Raw genomic sequence first — 19248 nt, 5'->3', positions numbered from 1 at the left:
GGACTACCAGATGGTCGAGCGACTCAAGAGCCTGAACAGTCACCTTGATCGAAGGATCGAGCAGGCCCTCCGGACAATCTCCGCACGGTCGCTCTCGGACCAGGAGGCGACCGAGGTGGTCTCCCTGGTGAGGATGTCGAACGAGATCGGGCGGCTCGGCTATCTCGGGGGAGATCTCGGAAATTTCTTCCGGAGAACGGCCCGGGACGGGGACGACACCCGGGCTGTTCTCGCGCAGGAGATACAGGGCGTCTACTGGATCCTCGACGATAACATCGTCGGGCTCGGCCTCCTCTTCCCCGAGATCCAGGAGACAACCGTCGCGGAACTCCGTGCCCGCGACATCATACTCCAGCGTGCCATCAACGAGCACTACCGCAAGCAGCTCGTCAACCTCAAGAGGGAGGGCAACCTCGGAGACAGCCGCTACCTTGAGGTCCTCTCCATCATCGAGGCGGCGAACGCCAAGGTGCGGGACCTCAGGAAACTTGCCGAGCAGTATTCGCGCGAGAAGGCGACCGAGGCGGCGTTACTCCGAGTGGACGACCCGCTTCCGCTGCGCCATCCGGTAGCCGGAGACGACCAGCATCGAGTCCCCGACCTCCCGGTCGAGCGCCGCGTCCCCGGAATCGACGTACAGGAGGGGCGTCCCGGCGAGTTTGGCGGGCGTGGCGACCACGATCAGGTTCGATAACCCGGCCTTCCGGAGGACCGCGGGGCTGATCTGCTGGTTCCCCCGCCCGAGGACGAAGCCCTGGGCGCCGATGGGGCTCACGACGATCTTCGCCCGCGGGTGTTCGTCGAGGAGGGCGAGGAGCGTCCGCTCGTCGGCGTTCGAGGCGACGATCTCAGCGTTCACGACGGCATCGACCCCGAGGAGCGTCGGGGCAAGACCGAGCCGCTCCATGACCCGTGCCGTCGTGCTCCCGGCGCCGATGATATAGAGGGTCTCCGGGAGCATGATCTCGGTGATGAACGCGGCGATATCGTCTTTCGCCCGCTCCTCGTCCTGCTGCTCGAAGACCTGTTTTCCTCCCTGAATTCGCTCCGGAACGAAGGGGACGCAGGCATACCCGTAGAGTCGGGCGGTGAGCCTGCCCGAGCGGTATGCCTCCTCGTCGACGTCCATCACCTCTGAGTCGCGGCAGGGGATATCGCCCGCCCGGCGGACGAGGTCGGCCGCCGCTGCCGGGTTGACCGCGAAGACCGCCGAGTACATCTTCACCCCGGCGGGGATGCCGAGGATGGGGACCTCCCCGCCGACGGCGTCAAAGACGTCCCGGGCCGTCCCGTCCCCGCCGCAGAAGACGATGAGATCCACCCCGGCCGCGAGGAACACCCGGCACGCGGCTGTTGTGTCGGCCGCACCCGTCGGGACGGTGGGCCGGTAGAGAACGGTGTAGGAGTCGATCCCGGCACCGGTAAGGACGTCCTCCCCCATCGGGGATGCACAGGTGCACCACGCGATATCCTCGTCCCGGAGGAGGGAGAGGGTCCGGGCTGCGCGAACCGCGGCGTGCGGGACCGCACCCCGGCGAACCGCCTCCTCCACCCCGCCGTCCGTCCCGGAAAGCCCCACGGCGCCGCCCATCCCGGCGATGGGGTTGACGAGGAAGCCGACGGTCCGCATTACCCCGTCGCCGGCAGCCGGGCGAGCGACTCCTTGATCAGCTCGACCGGGTACTCGTAGTCGACGAGCCTCCCACCAAAGTAGGCCTCGTAGGAGGAGAAGTCGAAGTTGCCGTGCCCGGAGTTGTTGAAGAGGATTGTCTTCGCGTCCCCGGTCTCCCGGCACCGGAGGGCCTCGTCGATCGCGGCCTTCACCGCGTGGGCGGCCTCGGGCGCGACGATGATCCCTTCCGTCCGGGCGAAGAGCACGGCGGCCTCGAAGACCTCGTTCTGCCGGTAGGCGACCGGCCGGACCACCCCGTCGCGGGCGAGCCGGGAGACGAGCGGCGACATTCCGTGGTATCGGAGCCCTCCGGCGTGGATCGCCGGCGGGACGAAGTCGTGGCCGAGGGTGAACATCCGCATCATCGGGGTCAGCCCCGCGACGTCCCCGAAGTCGTAGGCGTAGAGCCCCTTCGTCAGGGTCGGGCAGGCAGCGGGCTCCACCGCGACGATTTCGGTCTCGGGATGCTTCCCGGTCATCTTATCGCCGGCGAACGGGAAGGTGAGCCCGGCAAAGTTGGTGCCGCCGCCGACGCACCCGATGATGACATCGGGGTAGGTCTCCACCATCGCGAGCTGCTCCCGTGCCTCCTGGCCGATGATCGTCTGGTGGAGGCAGACGTGGTTGAGGACGGAGCCGAGCGCGTAGTTGGTGTTATCGTGGGCGGCCGCATCCTCGACGGCCTCGGATATGGCGATGCCGAGGGAGCCCGGCGTATCCGGGTCGCGGGCGAGGACGGCCTGGCCTGACCGGGTCTTGTTCGACGGGCTCGGGATGCACTCGGCGCCGTAGACCTGCATCATGCTCTTCCTGTAGGGTTTCTGGTCGTAGGAACTCCGGACCATGTAGACGGTGCACTCCATATCGAAGAGGCCCGTAGCAAACGCGAGCGACGACCCCCACTGCCCCGCCCCGGTCTCGGTCGCCAGCCGCTCGATCCCCGCCTCCCGGTTGTAGTAGGCCTGGGGGATGGCGGAGTTGGGCTTGTGCGAGCCCGGCGGGCTCACGCCCTCCCACTTGTAGTAGATCTTTGCCGGGGTCTTCAAGGCCGCTTCAAGCCTTCTCGCCCGGTAGAGGGGGCTCGGCCTCCAGAGGGTGAGGATATCCCGGACTTCACCGGGGATATCGATGTGGCGCTCGGTGCTCATCTCCTGCCGGATCAGCTCCATCGGGAAGATGTGGCGGAGGTCATCCGGGACCATCGGTTTCCCGGTCGCCGGGTGGAGGGGCGGGTCCATGGGTGTCGGGAGGTCCGCCTGGATGTTGTACCACCGTTTCGGCATCTCTCCCTCGTCAAGGAGGATCTTCGTCTGCATAGATCATGGTATATGCTGAACACATATATACATTATTCAACAATGTTGATCCACCACAATCATGCTGGTACCGCACCGGCCCCGTCCCTGCCCGATCCTTACGGGAAAAAGGGTATATGCCCGCTCCGCCACTAACTGGCGATGTACCTCCTCGCCCACGCCATGATCGGTCTCCTCATAGGCGTCGTGCTCGCGGCGATCGCAGGCGACCGGCGGGTTCTCGCGCTCGCCGTGTTCGGCGCCGTCCTCCCCGACCTGATCGACAAGCCGCTCGGGCACATCGTCCTCGCCGGAACCGTGGGCTACGGCAGGATCTACTTCCACGGCCTCACCATCCTCTTCCTGATCCTCGCTGCCGGCCTCCTCCTCTACTACTACCGACGGCGGATCGAATTCTTCGCTCTCGCCGCCGGGATAGCGAGCCACCAGTTCTTCGACGGGATGTGGCGCCACCCCGTCGAGTGGGTCTGGCCGTTCCTCGGCCCGCTCCCGAACCACGGCTACCCGGAGGATTATTTCTGGGAGTCGGTTCTCCGGGAGCTCGCCCAGCCGAGCGAATGGCTCTTCTTCTTCCTGATAGCAGGGCTGTTCGCCTACATCTACCGGCGCGAACTCGCGGCCGTTCTCAAACGGCTCGCGAAGACCTCGATCTCTCCGGCACTCGGCCTTGCCGTCCTCGCCGCGCTGGCTATGGGCTGGCGGTTCCTACCGCCGTAAAATCCCAACCCTTATATACGTGGCCGGATAGTGGAATACCTGTGGTGAATAGTTTGACTGGTGAATCGATGCTCCGGCTAACCGTCGATCAGCTTGCACGAACACTCTGCGCGAGTGCCGTCCTCGGTGCCCCGATCGAGGCCGGCGAGCGGGTTATCATACCGGTCGCAGAGTTCGGGTTCGGATTCGGCGGCGGAGAAGGTACAGGAGGGCACAAAGAAGGTGTCCCGCACGGCGGGGCCGCGACCGGCGGCGGCGGCGGCATAACGGCCGTCGCCCTGATCATCATCACCCGGGGTGTCAGTGGCCCCGAGGGCATCCAGGTGGTCTCGCTGAAGAAGAAGAGCCAGATGGCCGAGGTGATCGCGACGATCGGGGAGACGGTCGGCCCGCATGTCGAGAAGGTGCTCGATAAGGGCTCCGAGATGATGCAGCAGCGCATGGGCGGCAAAACGCCCGGGGCCGAAGGAAAGGAGATCCCGGTCGGCGGCGAAGGAGAGGCGTAAGGCACTCTTACCCTCCACTCTATGGCCGCGACCGTTCTTTTCTTGATCCCGCTCGCCGTCGCCGTCCTCATCCTCGCTCTCCTGCTGGCCCTCTACCTGGTCCCGGTGACCGTCTCGACGGTCGCCGACTGCAGCCGGGAGAGCGCCCGGGCGACGGCAACCATAGCCTGGGGCATCGTGGGAGGGAGGGTCCGGGTCGGAGACGGCGTGGGGGTGCTTGAGGTCCTCCTCGCCGGCCGGACGGTCGTAACCCGGGACCTTGAAGAGATCGCGGCAGCAGAGCCGTCGGAAGAGGAGAAAGAGAGAGAAGAACGGGGCCCGGCGCTCTCGCCCGGCGACTACATCGAGGCCGCCGGCGACCTCTGGCCTCACCTCCGGGGGATCCTCGAGGCCGTCTACCGGTCACTCCACCTCGAGACGCTCCGGGGCAACGTCACCCTCGGCCTCGACAGCCCCGCCGACACCGGCATCATCTACGGCTACTGCACCGCCGCCCGCTACGCCCTCTGGCCGGTGGAGGCGATCGACTTCGTGATGACCCCAGTCTTTAACGAGAGGATCTTTGCGGGCACCTTCACGCTCAAGATGCAGATCCGCCGGCCGCTCCTGATCCTGGTCGCGGTCGCAAGGGCTCTCTGGCAGAAACCTGTCCGGCAGCGGCTCCGCCAGGTATCAGGAAGGGGTGCTCCCGGTGCGTGAGAAGGAGAGCGGCGGCCCCGGCCTCGTCGTCGGCGGCGGCCGCAGGGCGGGCGACCGGTGCATCATCCCGATCATCAGCGCGCTTGTGGTCTACGGCGGGGGGAGTGCCATGGTCAGCCTGACGCCCGTTGCGCTCCTCGTCACCGAAGGGGAGAACGAGTACCTCGCCCTTCTCCCGGGCGCCCCCACGAAGGCCGGGGAGAAGATCGAGAGCCTCCGTGGCGATATCGAGCGGGAAAAAGAGAAGAGTATGGGTTGAAGACGGTCACTCGTGGCGCAGCGCCTGGATCGGGTTCAGGTTCGCCGCCTTCCAGGCCGGGTAGAGACCGGATGCCACGCTCGTGATGACGCCGAAGAGCATCCCGAAGACGATGTAGAGGAGACTCGTCGGATCGAAGAGGTAATCGGGGTTCTGGACGAAGACCGCCGTCACCAGATACCCGGTGCAGAAACTGAGCGCCCCTCCTATGAGAGCGCCCGCAAGGCCGAGGATCAGCGCCTCGTAGATGAACATCCGCATCACCTCGCCCCGGCGGGTGCCGATGCTCCGGAGAACGCCGATCTCCTTGATCCGCTCGGTCACCGACATCAGCATCACGTTCAGGATCGAGACCCCGGCGACGAGGAGCGATATCGCGCCGATTCCCGCGAGGAAGACCGTGATCGACTCGGTGGCCGCAAAGACGCTCTCGAGGATCGCCCGGGTATCCATGACGGTGACGGTATCCTCCCGCCGGTTCATCTTCTGCTCGATCGACTCCTTGACCGCGTCGATGTTGTTGACGTCCCTGACCTTCACGATCGCCTGGTCGTAGTCGTCTTCGTCGTAGTGGCTCGAATACCACGCGTAAGGGACGACGATGGCGTAGTCGGGGTTGATGTCGAACCCCATCCCCCGCTCCTTGAGCACGCCCACCACCCGGAGGGTCTCGTCGCCGATCCTGACCCGGGCACCGAGTTTCAGGCCGTTCTCCCTGCTGTTCGCGGCAAGCTCGCTCCCGATCAGGCACCCGCCGCCCGTATCCTTCGGGTAGCTCCCCGACTCCACTTCGAGCAGAGAGGGGATGTCCCCGGCGGGGATGGCGTAGATCATCGCGGCGCTCTCCTTATCGCCCACGGCTATCCTTTCGCCGGTGCTGGAGAAGGGTATGACGTCGTTCGACCCGACCGCCCGGGCGATATCGGAGACCTGCCGCTCGGTGAGTTTGCCGCCGCCCACGCCCGTCGCCGGGGAGACGATGACGGTGTCGCCGACGTCGCTGACCATATCGTCGAACATAAGGCCGATGCTGTTGCCCATGATCCCGAGAGAGGCGATAGCGATGACGCCGATGACGATCCCGATGACCGCAAGGGACGACCGGAGCCAGTGGCGGGTGACGTTGCGGCGGGCGAGGTCGAAGAACGTCACTCCACCACCTTCCCGTCGACGAGCCGGATCGTCCGGTCGGCGTATTCGGTCATCCGGGGGTCGTGGGTGACCATGACGACGGTCTTGCCCTCCTCGCGGTTCATCCGGTCGAGGAGGGTCATGATGGCGGTGCCGGTCTTCGAGTCCAGGTTCCCGGTCGGTTCGTCGCAGAGGAGGAAGTCGGGGTCGTTGACGAGCGCTCTCGCGATCGCGACCCGTTGTTGCTGCCCGCCGGAGAGCTCGCCCGGCTTGTGGGTGAAGTGGGTCTCGGTGATCCCGACCGCCCTGAGGACTTCCTCTGCCCGCTCCCGGGTGCCGTTCTGCCGGCCCTTCAGGATCAGGGGATACTCGACGTTCTCGACGATAGAGAGGAGCGGGATCAGGTTGAACTGCTGGAAGACGAACCCGATATGGTCGCGCCGCAGAAGGGTCAGGTCGTCGTCGTCCATCCCGCTGATCTTGTTGCCGGCGATGGTGACCTCTCCCGAGGTCGGGACGTCGAGCGAGCCCATGATATTCAGGAGCGTCGATTTCCCCGACCCCGAAGGGCCCATGATCAGGACGAACTCTCCCTCATCGATGGCGATATCGACGCCGGCGAGAGCCACGACGTCGCCCGCCGGGAGGGGGTAGACCTTTCTCACGTTCTCGAAACTGATGACCGGCATCGTCGTTACGCCCGCTTCCACGAGTAGTAGATCGCTCCGGCGACCCCGAGTGCGACGAGCACCACGACGAGGAGCCCGGCGACCGGGAACCCGCCGTCCTCCGACCCTTCGATCGGGGCGGCCGTCATGCCGCCGAGCCCGATCGGGGTCGACGCGGTGTAGCGGTTCCCGTCGTTGTCCCGGTACTCGACGACGACCGGGATCTCGGTCGTGTTCGCGTCGGCCCGGAATGTCACCTCGAACGACGAGATATCGTCCGGATCGAGCGTCCCGACGACGTAGACCCGGAAGGGATCGATCGCCGTCGCGGGAGCGCCCGGAGAGATGATGACCGACCGGGCGGACTCGAGGCCGGCGTTCATAACATCGCCCACGATCCGGTAGCCCCCGGCGATCGGCGTGACCTCGACGTTGGTGATGACGGGGTCGGCCTGCTTCTTGTCCTCGCCGAACGCGACCGGCAGCACGAGATCCGCAGTGTGGGTGTTGATCCCGTTGCGCCAGACCACCTGGAATGTGACGTCCGTCTCCGCGGTCGGGGTCAGGTTGAAGGTGACCGTCCCGGACGCGTCGGGAGCGAGCGCCCCGATGAATCCGCCGGTCGGGGTGACGGTAAAGCCGCTCCCCTGCGGGATCACCTGGACGCCGGAGGCGGCGTTCGGGCGCGGGTTGCCCACCCGGACGGTGATATCGGCCGTCCGGGACTCGGCGAAGGCGTCCGGCTTCTGGATCACCGACGCGCTGAGCGGTGTGTCCACGACCTGGATCGGGACCGGGTAGCGGAGGCTGCCGCCGCCGTCACGGAAGTCGAGCACGAACGTCGGGTAGAACGTCCCCTCGCCACCGTCCGCACGGACGGAGAAGGTGAACGTCTTGCTGTTCCCGGTGCCGATCTCCCCGACCGAGGGGTAGGGCTCGCTCAGGGGGACGACCCCGCTGCCGTAGAGCCGGGCGCTCCGGATGGCCACGGTCTCGGCACCGGTGTTCTGGATCGTCACCGTCAGCGTCCCGGTGTCCCCCTTCATCAGGACCGAAGGGTCGAGCGACGAGGAGACAACGGCGATGTCCGCAGGACCGGCGCTGGCCGGTACGGTGAACGCCATCGCGGCACAGAGGAGTGATATGATCAAAACGTTGAGTGGTTTCATGTTACAGCCATCCGGTAAGTGTGATGAGCATATAGAGGATATAGAGCCCCATGGGAATCCCGACGGTGAGAACCGCGTCCCGTGTGGAGAGGCCCCGCGCGTGCTTCATGCCGAAGATCCATATATTGGCGCTCCAGACGAGGAAGAGGATGCTCACGAGCCCGGCGATCTGGGCGAGGGGGCTGGTCGTGAGGACGGCCACCAGGTTCTCCGAGAACTCCACCATCTGTTCGGGGCTGGTCATGGAGGGGATGCTCAGGCCCGAGAGGAGCCGGTAGGAGAAATACGTCCCGATGATGCCCCCGAAGATCTGGGGAAGGAGCCCGTAGCCGGTGAACTCCATCGTCCGCTCGAGGCTGCCCTGGCCTTTGAAGATCAGCGAGACGATGTGGAAGACAACGCCGTAGATGGCCCACGCGAGGAATCCGCCGATGAAGGCGACGCCGGCGGAGATGACCGTCATGAGCAGCCCGAGGCCCTGCATCTCCGCGGGAAGCATAGCCATGGTGAGATCCGTCATCGGTATGGTCGATACCGCACCGATCAGCCCGATGACGATCGCGATCAGCGCCGGCACCTTCAGGCTCGGCTCTTCCTGCATGCGCGCCTCAAAAAATCGTCCGGGATCGAGCAACACCCGGAGAAATCCAGTATCCATTAAGTTACGCCTCCTATACTCTTGACCCATGAGAGGGGATATATTTTTTTCAGGGGCGTGATGCTGGATGCAAATATATTCACCGGATTCTGGGGATCCTCCGGGGAACAGGCGCGGTATGCCGGGGTGAGCGGGCGGTTCTTCCCCGCCGTTACAGGTGCCCGAGCTCTTTCAGGCTCACGTAGCCCTTCTTCGTGACGATGATATGGTCGAGCACCCGGATGCCGAGGATCGACCCGCCTTCGACGAGCTGCCGGGTAATGCCGATGTCCTGGGTGGAGGGATCAAGAGTGCCCGAAGGATGGTTGTGAACCAGGATGACCGAGGCCGCGCGGTCGGTGATCGCCTCGGAAAAGACTTCCCGGGGGTGGACGAGGCTCTGGTTCAGGATACCGACGGTGACCACCCGGCGCTCGATCACCTCGCCGGCACCGTTTAAGGTGATGCAGATGAAGTACTCCTGCTTTTTGTCCCGCCACTCGGCGACCAGCGGGAGCACGTCGGCGGGAGAGGCGATCCGGTGCCCGGAGACCCCGTCTCCCTCGAGATACCGCCGTCCAAGTTCGAAGCAGGCCATGATCTCGCAGGCTTTCGCCGAGCCGATGCCGTCTATCTCGAGGAGATCGTCATAGGAGGGGCAGCCTTTAGCCTCCTTCAGGCAGCGTTCGACGTCGCCCGAGACCTGCCAGACGTCCCGTCCCTTCGTGCCGCGCCCGATGAGAAGAGCGATCAGTTCGGCGTTGGTGAGCGCCTGCGGTCCGCGTGCCGCCAGCCTCTCGCGTGGGCGATCGCGGTCTGGGGTGTCGCGCATCTTCTTTCTCATCTTCGTCCGGCCCGATCGGGTTACCTCATCCCCGGTTTGGATCCCGGAGCATGTATACATTACCAATCTATCCGGCGCATCCGGCGGACTCAGATCCCGGGAGGGAGACCCACAAGGTGAAAAATCCCTTCCTGCCGGAAATATCCTTTCAAACTCTATCGAAACCCATATGTACCCGATTGCACTATCATTCACGAATGGAACTCCCCTGGAAGAGCGCCGACGCCCTGTGCAGGAAAGGACAGGCATACGCCGAGCAGGGGCAGTACGACCGGGCCGTCGAGTTCTACGACCGGGCGATCCAGCAGAGCCCCGGCACCGGCGCCGCCTGGTACCATAAAGGGCTCGCCCTCACCGCCGCACGGGATCACCGTGGAGCGATCGAGTGCTTCGACCAGGCGATCCGGATCGACCCGGCCTCTCCCCGGTTCTGGCAGGCCCGGGGAGAGGCGATGTACGAGATCAAGGAGTACCGCGAGGCGGCCGCATCCTCCGGCCAGGCGGTGAAACTTGCGCCGGACTCCGCGAGTGCCTGGCTCACCCGGGGCCATGCTCTCCGAAAGATCGGGCTTACCCCCGAGGCGATCGCGTGTTACGACCGGGTGGTCGGGCTCGAACCGGACCGGATCGACGCCTGGCTCGCCCGCGGAACGGCGCTTGCCGCGGAACGCCGCTACGAGGCTGCGATCGAGTGCTATGATCGGGTGGTCGCGCTCGACCCGGAGAACGCAAACGCCTGGTATGCCAGAGGGACCATCGAGACCCTTCTCTCCCGTTTCGAGGACGCGCTCGACTGCTACGACCGGGCCGTCGCCATCAACCCGAACCACGCCGATACCTGGTACACCAAAGGATGCACGCTCTCGGCGCTCCAGCGCTACGAACTCGCGCTCGCCTGCTTCGAACGCGCGCTCGCCCTCCGCCCCGACGACGTCGAGGCCTGGTACAACCGGGGTCGGACACTGCAGAACCTGGAACGCTATGAAGAGGCGCTCGACTGCTACGAGCGGGCGTTCCGGATCAACCCCGATTACCCCGGCATCTGGTATCAGAAGGCCACGACGCTGAAGAAACTGAAGCGCTACGACCTCTCGCTCGCCTGCTACGACCGCGCGCTCCGGGTGAACGCCGTCGATGCGGAGATCTGGTACCAGAAGGGCCTGCTCTACTTCGCGCTGAAGCGCTACGGGGAGGCGATAGAGTGCCTGGGCCAGGCGCTCAAACTCCGGCCCGGCCACGCCGACGCGGATTACTACCGGGGCGAGTGCCATTACGCCCTCGGGGACTGCGAGGCGGCGATCGAGTGCTACCGCTCCGCGGTCAGGGCACACCCCGAGAACGCCATCGCCTGGAACAACTACGGCAACGCACTCTACCAGCTCGAGCACTATGAAGAGGCGCTCGTCTGCTACGAGCGGGCGCTCGAGATCGACCCGGAGAACCAGCGGGTCTGGAACAACAAAGCGAGCGTCCTCTCCGTTCTGTCGCACTACGACAAGGCGCTCGTCTGCTACGACCGGGAACTCCGGATACACCCGGAGAACACAGACGCCTGGTACAATAAAGGCCTCGCGCTCTTTGTCCTCGGGCGGTACAGCGAGGCCGTCACCTGTTATACGCACGCGCTCGAGATCGATCCCGCGAGGGTTGGGGCCTGGACGACGAAGGGGAACGCTCTCGTGCTCCTGGACCGTAGCGACGAGGCGCTCGGTTGCTACGACCGGGTTCTCGCCATCAACCCCGACGATGCCGAAGCGCTCAACGGCAAGGCGGTGGCCCTCATCAACCTCGATCGCCACGCCGAGGCGGTCAAATACTACGAGAGGCTGCAACGGCTGCCGGAGTGGAAGCGGAAGGGAGAACGGAGCCCGGGAAAAAAGATAAGATCTTAGACTCGCGCGATCCGTTCGACCGCTTCCTCGAGGTTCTTCATCGAGGTCGCGTAGGAGAGGCGGAGCCAGCCCGGGGTGTGAAACGCGGTTCCCGGGGTGACCGCTACGTGGATGTCCCGGAGCCAGGACCTGGCGACCGCCATATCGTCGCCGTCGACCTGCACGTAGGCGTAGAAAGCGCCGTCGGCCGGAGCAGTGGCGTAGCCGAGGCCGCGTAACGCCGGGACGAGGTAGTCGCGCCGGCGCTCGAACTCACGGCGCATCGCCTCCACGCAATCCTGGGGACCCTCGATCGCGGCGAGGGCGCCGAACATCGCAAACGTCGTCGGGTGCGATATGGTGTGCTGCTGCACCTTCTCCATCTGCCGCAAGATCGGCCGCGGAGCGACCGCGTAGCCGATCCGCCACCCGGTCATCGCGTAGGCCTTCGAGAACCCGTTGATCGTGATCGTCCGCTCGGCCATGCCGTCGAGCGAGGCGAGGGAGACGTGCTCCTTCCCGTAGACCAGTTTCTCGTAGATCTCATCGGAGAGCGCGTAGAGGTCGTGGTCGCGGCAGATATCGGCGATGAGCTCGAGCGAGTCCCCATCCAGCACCGCGCCGGAGGGGTTCGAGGGGGAGTTGACCACGATCATCTTCGTCCGGGGGCCGACGGCCTCAAGAAGGGTGTCGTCGACCTGGAAGGTCTTGAGCGAGAGCGCGTGATGCCGGGCGACGGCGCCTGCGAGCTGAACGCAGGGCTCGTACGACACCCACGCCGGATCGAGGATGAGCACCTCGTCGCCCGGGTTCAGGACAGCCTCCATCGCCTCGTATATGGCGTCTTTCGCCCCGCAGGTGACGATAACCTCGTCCTGCTCTGCGGCAAAGCCGTTCTCCCGGGTGATCTTCTCCGCTATCGCGGACGTCAGGGCGGGTATCCCGGCGCTCGGGGCGTAATGCGTCTCGCCCCGGTGGAGGGCGCCGATGCAGGCATCCGTGATGTGGCCGGGGGTATCGAAGTCCGGCTCGCCGATGGAGAGGCTGATGACGTCGAGGCCTTCCTGTGCCATCCGCTTTGCGGCGTTCGATATCTCGATCGTCGCAGAAGGAGCGATGGCCGCAACCTTCTCCGAGAGGGGCCTCATTCCAACCGCTGGACCATCTTCACGGCCGATTCGACGGCGCGCTTCGCGTAGTCGATACGCTCGGTCGCTTCCATCCGGGTCATCCCCGGCCCCGAGATCCCGAGGGCAACGGGCTTGCCGAACTCAAGGGAGAGGTCGATGATCTTACGCGCCGCGTGCTGGACGACGATCTCGTCGTGCTGGGTCGCGCCCTCGATCACGCAGCCGATGGTGACGACCGCGTCGACCTTCCCCCCAGTGAGCATCTTCTTGATCGCAAGCGGCATGTCGTAGGCGCCGGGGACGTAGATCGTATCGGTGACCTCCGCGTCGAGGAAGCGGGCGTGCTCCCGGGCCTCAATCTCCATCATATAGGTGATGTCGCGGTTGAACTCCGCGACGACGAATCCAAGGTTTATCGTCATTTGTCATCCTTCCTGTGGTACTACTCGCACCGGTTGTTGATAATCCTCACTTTTTGCGTCAGGGGCGTGCAGGCCCGACGTCCTCGAACCCCTGCCGCTGGCCGGTTCCGGCGAGCTTCTCGAGGTCCTTCGGGCGGAGGGCGAGCCGGACGGCGTTCACCGCGTGCTCCCTCGTCCGCTGCTCCATCAGCCAGGCAAGCTCCTTTGCGTCCTTTGCCTCGTCCTCGTGGACGAAGACCTCGATGATGTGCCGGTTGGTCATCAGCTGGCAGAGGATGAGGCCCTGCGAGGCCTCGTGGGCGCAGACCTTGTCCTTCGCCGCCCCGCCGGGCATCCCGAGCGCCATCACGAGGTCGCATCCCCGCTCCTCGATCAGCTTCTTGCAGGCCACCGGGAGATCCTTGATGCCGGGGACGACATAACGCTCGATCCCCACGCTCGCGTGCTTGCGGATCTCTTCGGTGGCGATCCGGCCCATGTCGATCCGGGCAAACGTCGTGTCGGCGATCCCGATCTTCATCCGAGGAGCACCCCGGCAGCTGCCTCCACCCCGTCGTCGGCCGCAACGCCGGATTTCTTGAGGGTGAACTGGACGGCCGCGAGGGTGGCGAGGATCTCCTGCGCCCCGACCCCGCCCATGGTGCCGATCCGGAAGATCTTGCCCTTCAGGTGGTCCTGGCCGCCGGCGATCTCGATCCCGAACTTCTTGACGGTCCCCCGGAGGTCCTTGTCGGTGAGACCATCGGGGATCCGCAGGGCGGTCGCGGTGTTCGAGTAGGCGTGGTGTTCGTCGAGCGTCGGGAAGAGGTCGACGCCCCAGGCCTCCGCCGCGGCGCGGACGGCGTCGGCCATCCTGCGGTGGCGGGCGATCCGGGCAGGAACGCCTTCCTCATCGATGATCGTGCAGGCCTCATGGAGCGCGAGGAAGAGCGGGACCGCCGGGGTGTAGGGGGTCTCCATCGGGGTGCCCCTGCCGCTCTTTCGGTAGGCGGCCATGTCGAGATAGAACGGCCGCTTCTCCGAGATCCGGTCCCAGGCGCGGTCGCCAACAGCGATGGCAGCAAGGCCCGCGGGAGCCGCGAGGCACTTCTGCGATCCGACGACGGCGATATCGACGCCCCATTCATCCATCCGGACGTCGTCGCCCCCGATGGAGGTGACCCCGTCCATGATGAAGAGCGCGTCGTGCTTCCGGGCGAGTCTCCCCACCTCGGGTGCGGGGTTCTTGATCCCGGCGCTCGTCTCGTTGTGGACCATCGTGACGACCTCGGCCCCGGCCTCGAGTTCCCGCTCCAGGCGCTCGAGATCGAGCGGGGTCCCCCACTCGGAGTCGAGGACGGTGACGGTGCCGTAACGCTCTGCAATCTTTGCGAAACGGTCGCCGAACTTGCCGTTTACGAGCGAGACGATTCGTTTATCCCGCGCGAAGTTCGCGATGCCGGCCTCCATGCCGGCGCTCCCGGAGCCGCTGATGATGTAGAGTTCGTTTGCGGTGCCAAAGAGGGTCTTTAAGGTCCGGACAGTCTCTGCATACGCGGCGCCGAACTCGGGGCCGCGGTGGTTGATGGCCTGCCGCGTCATGGCGGCGCGTACCCGCTGCGGGATGGGCACGGGGCCGGGGATCATCAGGAGTGGTTCTTGTTCCATGAGATATCAGTCCGTATTGTTTCGTCGAGGACAGACGCTGTTCCTCAAGGAACTTGGATGTGGTCTCATATCAACCTCACCACCGTGCAATACCGACAGGGTGAAAAAGGGTCGGGGCACAACTGAATCTGGATATGGCAGACGTCACGGTTATCTGCGGTTCCGCCTCGGACAGCCCCGTCGCGGAGAAAGTCTTCGAGACCTTAAAAGAGCACGGCGTGTCCTGCGACTCCGCCGTGATCTCGGCGCACCGCGACCCCGAGCGGCTGGACGAGTACGTGAAGGCGAGCGATGCACGGGTCTTCATAGCGATCGCCGGGCTCTCGGCGGCTCTCCCGGGAGTGATCGCCTCGAAGACGAAGCGCCCGGTGATCGGCGTTCCGGTGAGCGGGACGCTGATGGGCCTCGACGCCCTCCTCTCGATCGTCCAGATGCCGAAGGGCGTCCCGGTCGCCTGCGTCGGTGTGGACAACGGCGTGAACGCAGCGCTCCTCGCGGTCCGGATCCTCGAGGCAGGGCGCGCCTGAACGAGCGATAGAACGCGCCGCCCGGAGGGGGGCGGGTAACCTTTTTTCACCGGGACGTACAGGGGGAGGCATGAAGCAGAGAGTGCTCTTCATCGGCACGAACAACGCCGCCAGGACCCAGATGGCGGAGGGCTACCTCCGCGCCCGCTACGGCGACCGCTACGAGGCCTGCTCGGCCGGGATCGCCGCGACCGCGCTCGATCCCCTCGCAGTACGGGTGATGGACGAGATCGGGATAGACATCTCGAAGCAGCGGGCAAAGGATCTCGCTCTCTTCGACGGGAAGGAGATGGACTCCGTCATCGCGCTCTGTGCCGGAGGCGTCTGCCCGATGTTTCCCTGGACGAAGGAGACGCTCCACGTCGACTTCCCGGACCCGGGCCGGGCCACCGGAACCCTGGATAAGGTGCTTGCGGCCTACCGGCAGAGCCGCGACGCGATAGCCGCCTGGATCGACGGGCGGTTCGAGTGAAGTGAGCGGGGCCCATCCAACATTCGCGGGGTTCGGACTGTGGTGCGGTTCTGCGCGCAATGGCTGGTCGGAGGTGGGATGGCTGGAGATCCTCAGGTTCGACCACCGAACAACTTAGACGAACGAAAAGCCCGGTGCGGTGGACCGTGGGGGTATCGCCATAGGGGGGAGCATCCCCCCTCCCCGCGAGCCGCCACCCCAAAATGCGATATCCGTGGAAAGCCGTGGACGACGGGTATGTCTAATAGTCAGAGTTGTTCTACTGCAGGTGTAGAATACAGAGCTGGTTTGCTCGTAAATTGCATGGAAACTCCACAATATTAAGGATAGGGGATTTTGGGGCTCTATGCACAAGAATCAGAGAGAGAAGTTCTGAAGGGTCACCCCTTCTACCGCTCCATCCGTTCGTCCGGGGCCGGGAGGATATCCCGCACCATCTTCACGGCGCAGAGGTCGCCGCACATCGAGCACGTCTCAAGATCGCCGTCGCGCTCGTGGATCCGCCGGGCCTCGTCGGGCGCGAGCGCCGCCTCGAACTGCTTCTCCCAGTCGAGCGCCCGGCGCGCCTCCGCCATCCGGATCTCACGGTTCTTCGTGTGTGCGGCGGCGCGGGAGAGGCTCCCGACGTGCGCCGCGATCCTCGCCACCCGCGTCCCCTCCACGATGTCGCGGACGTCCGGCAGCGCCAGGTGCTCGGCCGGCGAGACCATGCAGAGGAAGTCGGCGCCGTTCATGCAGGCGATCGCGCCGCCGATCGCCCCCACGACGTGGTCGTAGCCCGGCGCCACGTCGGTCACGAGCGGCCCGAGCAGGTAGAGCGGAGCGCCGTCGGTCAGTTCCTTGATCATCCGGACGTTGTAGCCGATCTGGTCGGCCGGGATGTGCCCCGGCCCCTCGATCATCCGCTGCACCCCGGCGGCGAGCGCCCGCTTTGCGAGGTGGCCGAGCGTCAGGTACTCGGTCGACTTCGCGAGACGGCCGGCGTCCACGAGCGCGCCCGGCCGCATTCCGTCGCCGAGGCTGACGACGACGTCGTGTTCGGCGAGGATCTCGAGCAGGTAGTCGTACTCGGCATACAGCGGGTTCTCCTCGCCGGTCGCGGCCATCATCGCGACGTGAAACGCCCCGCCCCTGCTGACGACGCCCATCGTCCGGGGGTCGGCCTGAAGCGATGCGAGAGCGTCGCGGTTCACGCCGCAGTGCAGCGTCAGGAAGTCCACGCCCTGCCGGCAGTGCTCCCGGATCACCTTAAAGAGGAGATCGGCGTCGACGTCCGCCGCACTCCCCGCCCGCCGGACCGCCTCGTAGACCGGGACGGTGCCGACCGTTGTGTCGAGAGCGAGGATTCGGCGCCGGATGCGGACGAGATCGCCACCGGTCGAGAGGTCCATCAGCGCGTCCGCACCCTCCCGGAGAGCGGCACCCGCCTTCTCGATCTCGAGGTCCTCGTCGCACCGGGCTCCCGACGTCCCGACGTTCACGTTGACCCGAACCCTGCAGCCCTCCCCGATGGCGCAGAGCCGGTGCGGCCGCACGGGGTTTGCTGGAATAACGATACGCCCGCGGGCGACCGCCCGGGCGGCGGCGTGGGAGGCGAGATCCTCCTCCCGGGCGATCGCCTCCACCTCGGGGGGGACACCGCGCAGGCACGCGGAGATCAGGGTATGCATAAGAACCATTTGCCCGGAAGCCATATTAGTCTGCATGCCAGTCCGGTGGATCGCGAGCAACACGGTCTATGCCAACTCGTTCGTTTACGAAAACGTCCTTATCGACGCGGGCGTTCTCCCGATGGCGGTGGAGCCGTATGTCGCAGCGATCGAGGAGATCGTCATCACCCACGCCCACTACGACCACATCGCCCACGTGAGAGAGATAGCCCGGCTCTGCGGCGACGCGAGGATCTGCATCCACGAGGCGGACGCGGGCGGCCTCACCGACGACGCCCGGAGCCTCTCCATGCATTTCGGGGCCAGGCCACCCGGGGTCGTCCCCGACGTCGTCCTCCACGACGGCGACCGGGTCGGGAACCTCCGCGTCATCCACACCCCCGGGCATACGCCGGGCGGGATCTGCCTCTACGCCGAGACAGCGAAGATCCTCTTCTCGGGGGACACCGTCTTCACCGAGGGATCCTTCGGGCGCTACGACTTCCCCGGCGGCGACAGGACGGCGCTCGCGGCATCCATCGAACGCCTCACCGCCCTCGACGTCGAGGGACTCTACCCCGGCCACGGCGAACCCGTCCTCCGCGGCGGCGGGAGGCATATCGCGGCCGCACAAGAGGCGCTCCGGTTCTATGGATAGGGGGATCTACGCCCTCGTCCTCGAGAACACCGGCTGCACCGTCCGGATCGGTGCCCTCGGGGAGCGGGAGTTTTCTGCCGGTAGCCACGTCTACGTGGGCTCCGCCCGGGGGAGCGGCGGCCTTGCCCGGGTAGAACGGCACCTGCGGCTCGCCCTCCGCCGCGACCGCCCGCCCCGGTGGCACATCGACTACCTCCTCCTCGACCCCCACTTCTTCCCCGCCGCCGTCGTCACCGCCGCTACCGACCGGGACTGCGAGTGCGACCTCGCCCGGTCCGTCGCCGGCCCCTCTGTCCCGGGGTTCGGGTGCAGCGACTGCGCCTGCCCCTCCCACCTCTTCTACCGTCCCGGCGACCCGGTCACCGAGATCGTCGCGGCGTTCCGGGGACTTGATCTCGATGCCCGGATCACAAGAATCAAGAACGAGGGGAGCGAGCATAGGGTATGAACGTTCTCGGTATCTCCGGAAGTATGCGCAAAAACGGCAATACCGCGGCTCTCGTCACCACCATCCTCGATCGGGTGCGGGAGGCGGGCATCGAGACCGAGTTTCTCTCGCTCGCCGATATGGATATCAGGCCCTGCACCGGGTGCGAGGCCTGCCGGGATGCAAAGTGGTGCGTGACAGAGGACGACGACTGGGGTAACGTGGCGCAGAAGATGATCGATTGCGAGGTCCTCGTCCTCGGCGCCCCGACCTACTACTACGACATCAACGGCCAGGCGAAGAACCTGATCGACCGGACCTACTCCCTCTTCCACGATAGACGACTGGCGGGCCGCAGTGCGGTGGCCGTCGCCGTCTATGCCGACCGGGGAGGCGAGCGCTCCCTCGAGACGATGGAGGGGTTCCTGAACGCCCACGAGTTCTCGTACCTCGGCTACGTCTGCGGCAGGGGCTATGCGCCGGGAGACGTCCTGAAAGACGAACGGGCGATGAAGAAGGCGGCAGGAGTCGCGGATACGATCGTCAGGTACCTCCGGCCCGAGGACTGAGGAGTTCCCGGCCATCGCGAGCGGGATGTCTCAGGGAAGAGCGGGACATTCTCCTGCAGGCCTGCCCGCCTTTCTTCCCTGCCGGCTGCCGTCAGAGCAGCAGCGATATGATCGCAAGGACAATGAAGATGATAACCAGCCATTTTGCGACCGACATCGACATTCCTGCAACGCCTCGTGCTCCAAGTAAGGCAAAGATGAGTGCCAGTACAAAGAAGAGGATTGCAAGCCCTACAAGGCCACCACCTAACATATCGT

General features: G+C 65.5%; 23 protein-coding genes. 10 read left to right on the top strand and 13 right to left on the bottom strand.

The features are described 5' to 3' along the window. Positions 1 to 529: 529 nt before the first annotated feature. Both FKB36_RS00785 and FKB36_RS00780 read right to left on the bottom strand, forming a co-directional pair. Complete coding sequence (locus tag FKB36_RS00785) at positions 530 to 1630, bottom strand: ATP-NAD kinase family protein (protein ID WP_261596121.1); 1101 nt, start codon at positions 1628 to 1630, stop codon at positions 530 to 532. After that, a complete protein-coding gene (locus tag FKB36_RS00780) occupies positions 1630 to 2988 on the bottom strand; it encodes a TrpB-like pyridoxal phosphate-dependent enzyme (protein ID WP_261596120.1) in 1359 nt (452 codons plus the stop codon). The genes FKB36_RS00785 and FKB36_RS00780 overlap by 1 nt, the downstream gene beginning before the upstream one ends. Positions 2989 to 3129: 141 nt before the next feature. Here FKB36_RS00780 and FKB36_RS00775 point away from each other — a divergent pair, with 141 nt between their 5' ends. From FKB36_RS00775 to FKB36_RS00760, 4 genes are all read left to right on the top strand, one after another. After that, positions 3130 to 3705 carry a metal-dependent hydrolase gene (locus FKB36_RS00775; protein ID WP_261596119.1) on the top strand — a complete coding sequence of 192 codons (576 nt, stop codon included), beginning with the start codon at positions 3130 to 3132 and terminating at the stop codon, positions 3703 to 3705. A gap of 68 nt (positions 3706 to 3773) precedes the next feature. Then, complete coding sequence (locus FKB36_RS00770) at positions 3774 to 4211, top strand: spore germination protein GerW family protein (protein WP_261596118.1); 438 nt, start codon at positions 3774 to 3776, stop codon at positions 4209 to 4211. Positions 4212 to 4232: 21 nt separating this feature from the next. Beyond that, the gene (locus FKB36_RS00765) at positions 4233 to 4910 is read left to right on the top strand and encodes a DUF2953 domain-containing protein (protein ID WP_261596117.1); all 678 of its coding nucleotides are present in this window, start codon (positions 4233 to 4235) and stop codon (positions 4908 to 4910) included. Next, positions 4903 to 5169, top strand: coding sequence for a hypothetical protein (locus FKB36_RS00760; protein WP_261596116.1), 267 nt, complete (start codon positions 4903 to 4905; stop codon positions 5167 to 5169). The genes FKB36_RS00765 and FKB36_RS00760 overlap by 8 nt, the downstream gene beginning before the upstream one ends. A 6-nt stretch (positions 5170 to 5175) precedes the next feature. On the opposite strand, the gene FKB36_RS00755 is transcribed toward FKB36_RS00760, so the two are convergent. From FKB36_RS00755 to radC, 5 genes are all read right to left on the bottom strand, one after another. Further along, positions 5176 to 6321: an ABC transporter permease gene (locus FKB36_RS00755; RefSeq protein WP_261596115.1), complete on the bottom strand. Its 1146-nt coding sequence runs from the start codon at positions 6319 to 6321 to the stop codon at positions 5176 to 5178. Continuing rightward, complete coding sequence (locus tag FKB36_RS00750; protein WP_261596646.1) at positions 6318 to 6989, bottom strand: ABC transporter ATP-binding protein; 672 nt, start codon at positions 6987 to 6989, stop codon at positions 6318 to 6320. The genes FKB36_RS00755 and FKB36_RS00750 overlap by 4 nt, the downstream gene beginning before the upstream one ends. Before the next feature lie 5 nt (positions 6990 to 6994). After that, the gene (locus tag FKB36_RS00745; protein WP_261596114.1) at positions 6995 to 8137 is read right to left on the bottom strand and encodes a COG1361 S-layer family protein; all 1143 of its coding nucleotides are present in this window, start codon (positions 8135 to 8137) and stop codon (positions 6995 to 6997) included. A 1-nt stretch (position 8138) separates the two neighbouring features. Further along, complete coding sequence (locus FKB36_RS00740; RefSeq protein ID WP_261596113.1) at positions 8139 to 8795, bottom strand: YIP1 family protein; 657 nt, start codon at positions 8793 to 8795, stop codon at positions 8139 to 8141. Positions 8796 to 8946: 151 nt separating this feature from the next. After that, complete coding sequence (radC, locus tag FKB36_RS00735; protein WP_261596112.1) at positions 8947 to 9618, bottom strand: RadC family protein; 672 nt, start codon at positions 9616 to 9618, stop codon at positions 8947 to 8949. A gap of 197 nt (positions 9619 to 9815) precedes the next feature. On the opposite strand from radC, the gene FKB36_RS00730 reads away from it, so the two are divergent. After that, positions 9816 to 11510, top strand: coding sequence for a tetratricopeptide repeat protein (locus FKB36_RS00730; protein ID WP_261596111.1), 1695 nt, complete (start codon positions 9816 to 9818; stop codon positions 11508 to 11510). Here the strand turns inward: FKB36_RS00730 and FKB36_RS00725 are convergent. Genes FKB36_RS00725 through FKB36_RS00710 form a run of 4 tightly spaced genes read right to left on the bottom strand, consistent with a single transcriptional unit; the run spans position 11507 to position 14688 of the window. Continuing rightward, positions 11507 to 12637 carry a pyridoxal phosphate-dependent aminotransferase gene (locus tag FKB36_RS00725; protein ID WP_261596110.1) on the bottom strand — a complete coding sequence of 377 codons (1131 nt, stop codon included), beginning with the start codon at positions 12635 to 12637 and terminating at the stop codon, positions 11507 to 11509. The genes FKB36_RS00730 and FKB36_RS00725 overlap by 4 nt on opposite strands. Beyond that, the gene (gene ribH, locus FKB36_RS00720) at positions 12634 to 13041 is read right to left on the bottom strand and encodes a 6,7-dimethyl-8-ribityllumazine synthase (RefSeq protein WP_261596109.1); all 408 of its coding nucleotides are present in this window, start codon (positions 13039 to 13041) and stop codon (positions 12634 to 12636) included. Before ribH ends, FKB36_RS00725 begins: the two co-directional genes overlap by 4 nt. A 58-nt stretch (positions 13042 to 13099) precedes the next feature. Continuing rightward, positions 13100 to 13561, bottom strand: coding sequence for a riboflavin synthase (gene ribC, locus FKB36_RS00715; protein WP_261596108.1), 462 nt, complete (start codon positions 13559 to 13561; stop codon positions 13100 to 13102). Further along, positions 13558 to 14688 carry a pyridoxal-phosphate-dependent aminotransferase family protein gene (locus FKB36_RS00710; protein ID WP_261596107.1) on the bottom strand — a complete coding sequence of 377 codons (1131 nt, stop codon included), beginning with the start codon at positions 14686 to 14688 and terminating at the stop codon, positions 13558 to 13560. The genes ribC and FKB36_RS00710 overlap by 4 nt, the downstream gene beginning before the upstream one ends. 134 nt (positions 14689 to 14822) lie before the next feature. Here FKB36_RS00710 and purE point away from each other — a divergent pair, with 134 nt between their 5' ends. Continuing rightward, positions 14823 to 15215, top strand: coding sequence for a 5-(carboxyamino)imidazole ribonucleotide mutase (gene purE / locus FKB36_RS00705; RefSeq protein ID WP_261596106.1), 393 nt, complete (start codon positions 14823 to 14825; stop codon positions 15213 to 15215). A 70-nt stretch (positions 15216 to 15285) separates the two neighbouring features. Further along, complete coding sequence (locus tag FKB36_RS00700; protein WP_261596105.1) at positions 15286 to 15687, top strand: arsenate reductase ArsC; 402 nt, start codon at positions 15286 to 15288, stop codon at positions 15685 to 15687. A gap of 389 nt (positions 15688 to 16076) precedes the next feature. Here the strand turns inward: FKB36_RS00700 and thiC are convergent, their stop codons facing one another. Next, positions 16077 to 17366, bottom strand: coding sequence for a phosphomethylpyrimidine synthase ThiC (thiC, locus tag FKB36_RS00695; RefSeq protein ID WP_261596645.1), 1290 nt, complete (start codon positions 17364 to 17366; stop codon positions 16077 to 16079). Between the two features lie 25 nt (positions 17367 to 17391). Between thiC and FKB36_RS00690 the strand changes: the two genes are divergently transcribed. The 3 genes from FKB36_RS00690 to FKB36_RS00680 are packed head-to-tail and all read left to right on the top strand — an operon-like array spanning position 17392 to position 18990. Further along, positions 17392 to 17994, top strand: coding sequence for an MBL fold metallo-hydrolase (locus FKB36_RS00690; RefSeq protein WP_261596104.1), 603 nt, complete (start codon positions 17392 to 17394; stop codon positions 17992 to 17994). Next, positions 17987 to 18442, top strand: a complete 456-nt coding sequence (locus FKB36_RS00685) for a GIY-YIG nuclease family protein (RefSeq protein ID WP_261596103.1) — start codon at positions 17987 to 17989, stop codon at positions 18440 to 18442. Before FKB36_RS00690 ends, FKB36_RS00685 begins: the two co-directional genes overlap by 8 nt. Next, on the top strand, positions 18439 to 18990 hold the full coding sequence (locus FKB36_RS00680) for a flavodoxin family protein (protein WP_261596102.1): 552 nt from the start codon (positions 18439 to 18441) through the stop codon (positions 18988 to 18990). Before FKB36_RS00685 ends, FKB36_RS00680 begins: the two co-directional genes overlap by 4 nt. A gap of 91 nt (positions 18991 to 19081) precedes the next feature. Here FKB36_RS00680 and FKB36_RS00675 read toward each other — a convergent pair whose 3' ends face one another. Further along, positions 19082 to 19243 carry a DUF1328 domain-containing protein gene (locus FKB36_RS00675; protein WP_261596101.1) on the bottom strand — a complete coding sequence of 54 codons (162 nt, stop codon included), beginning with the start codon at positions 19241 to 19243 and terminating at the stop codon, positions 19082 to 19084. Between the last annotated feature and the right edge of the window lie 5 nt (positions 19244 to 19248).

Origin of the sequence: Methanoculleus formosensis (genome assembly GCF_025384765.1) — an archaeon.
GTDB lineage: Archaea > Halobacteriota > Methanomicrobia > Methanomicrobiales > Methanoculleaceae > Methanoculleus > Methanoculleus formosensis.
This window is presented reverse-complemented; position numbering and strand designations above follow the sequence as displayed.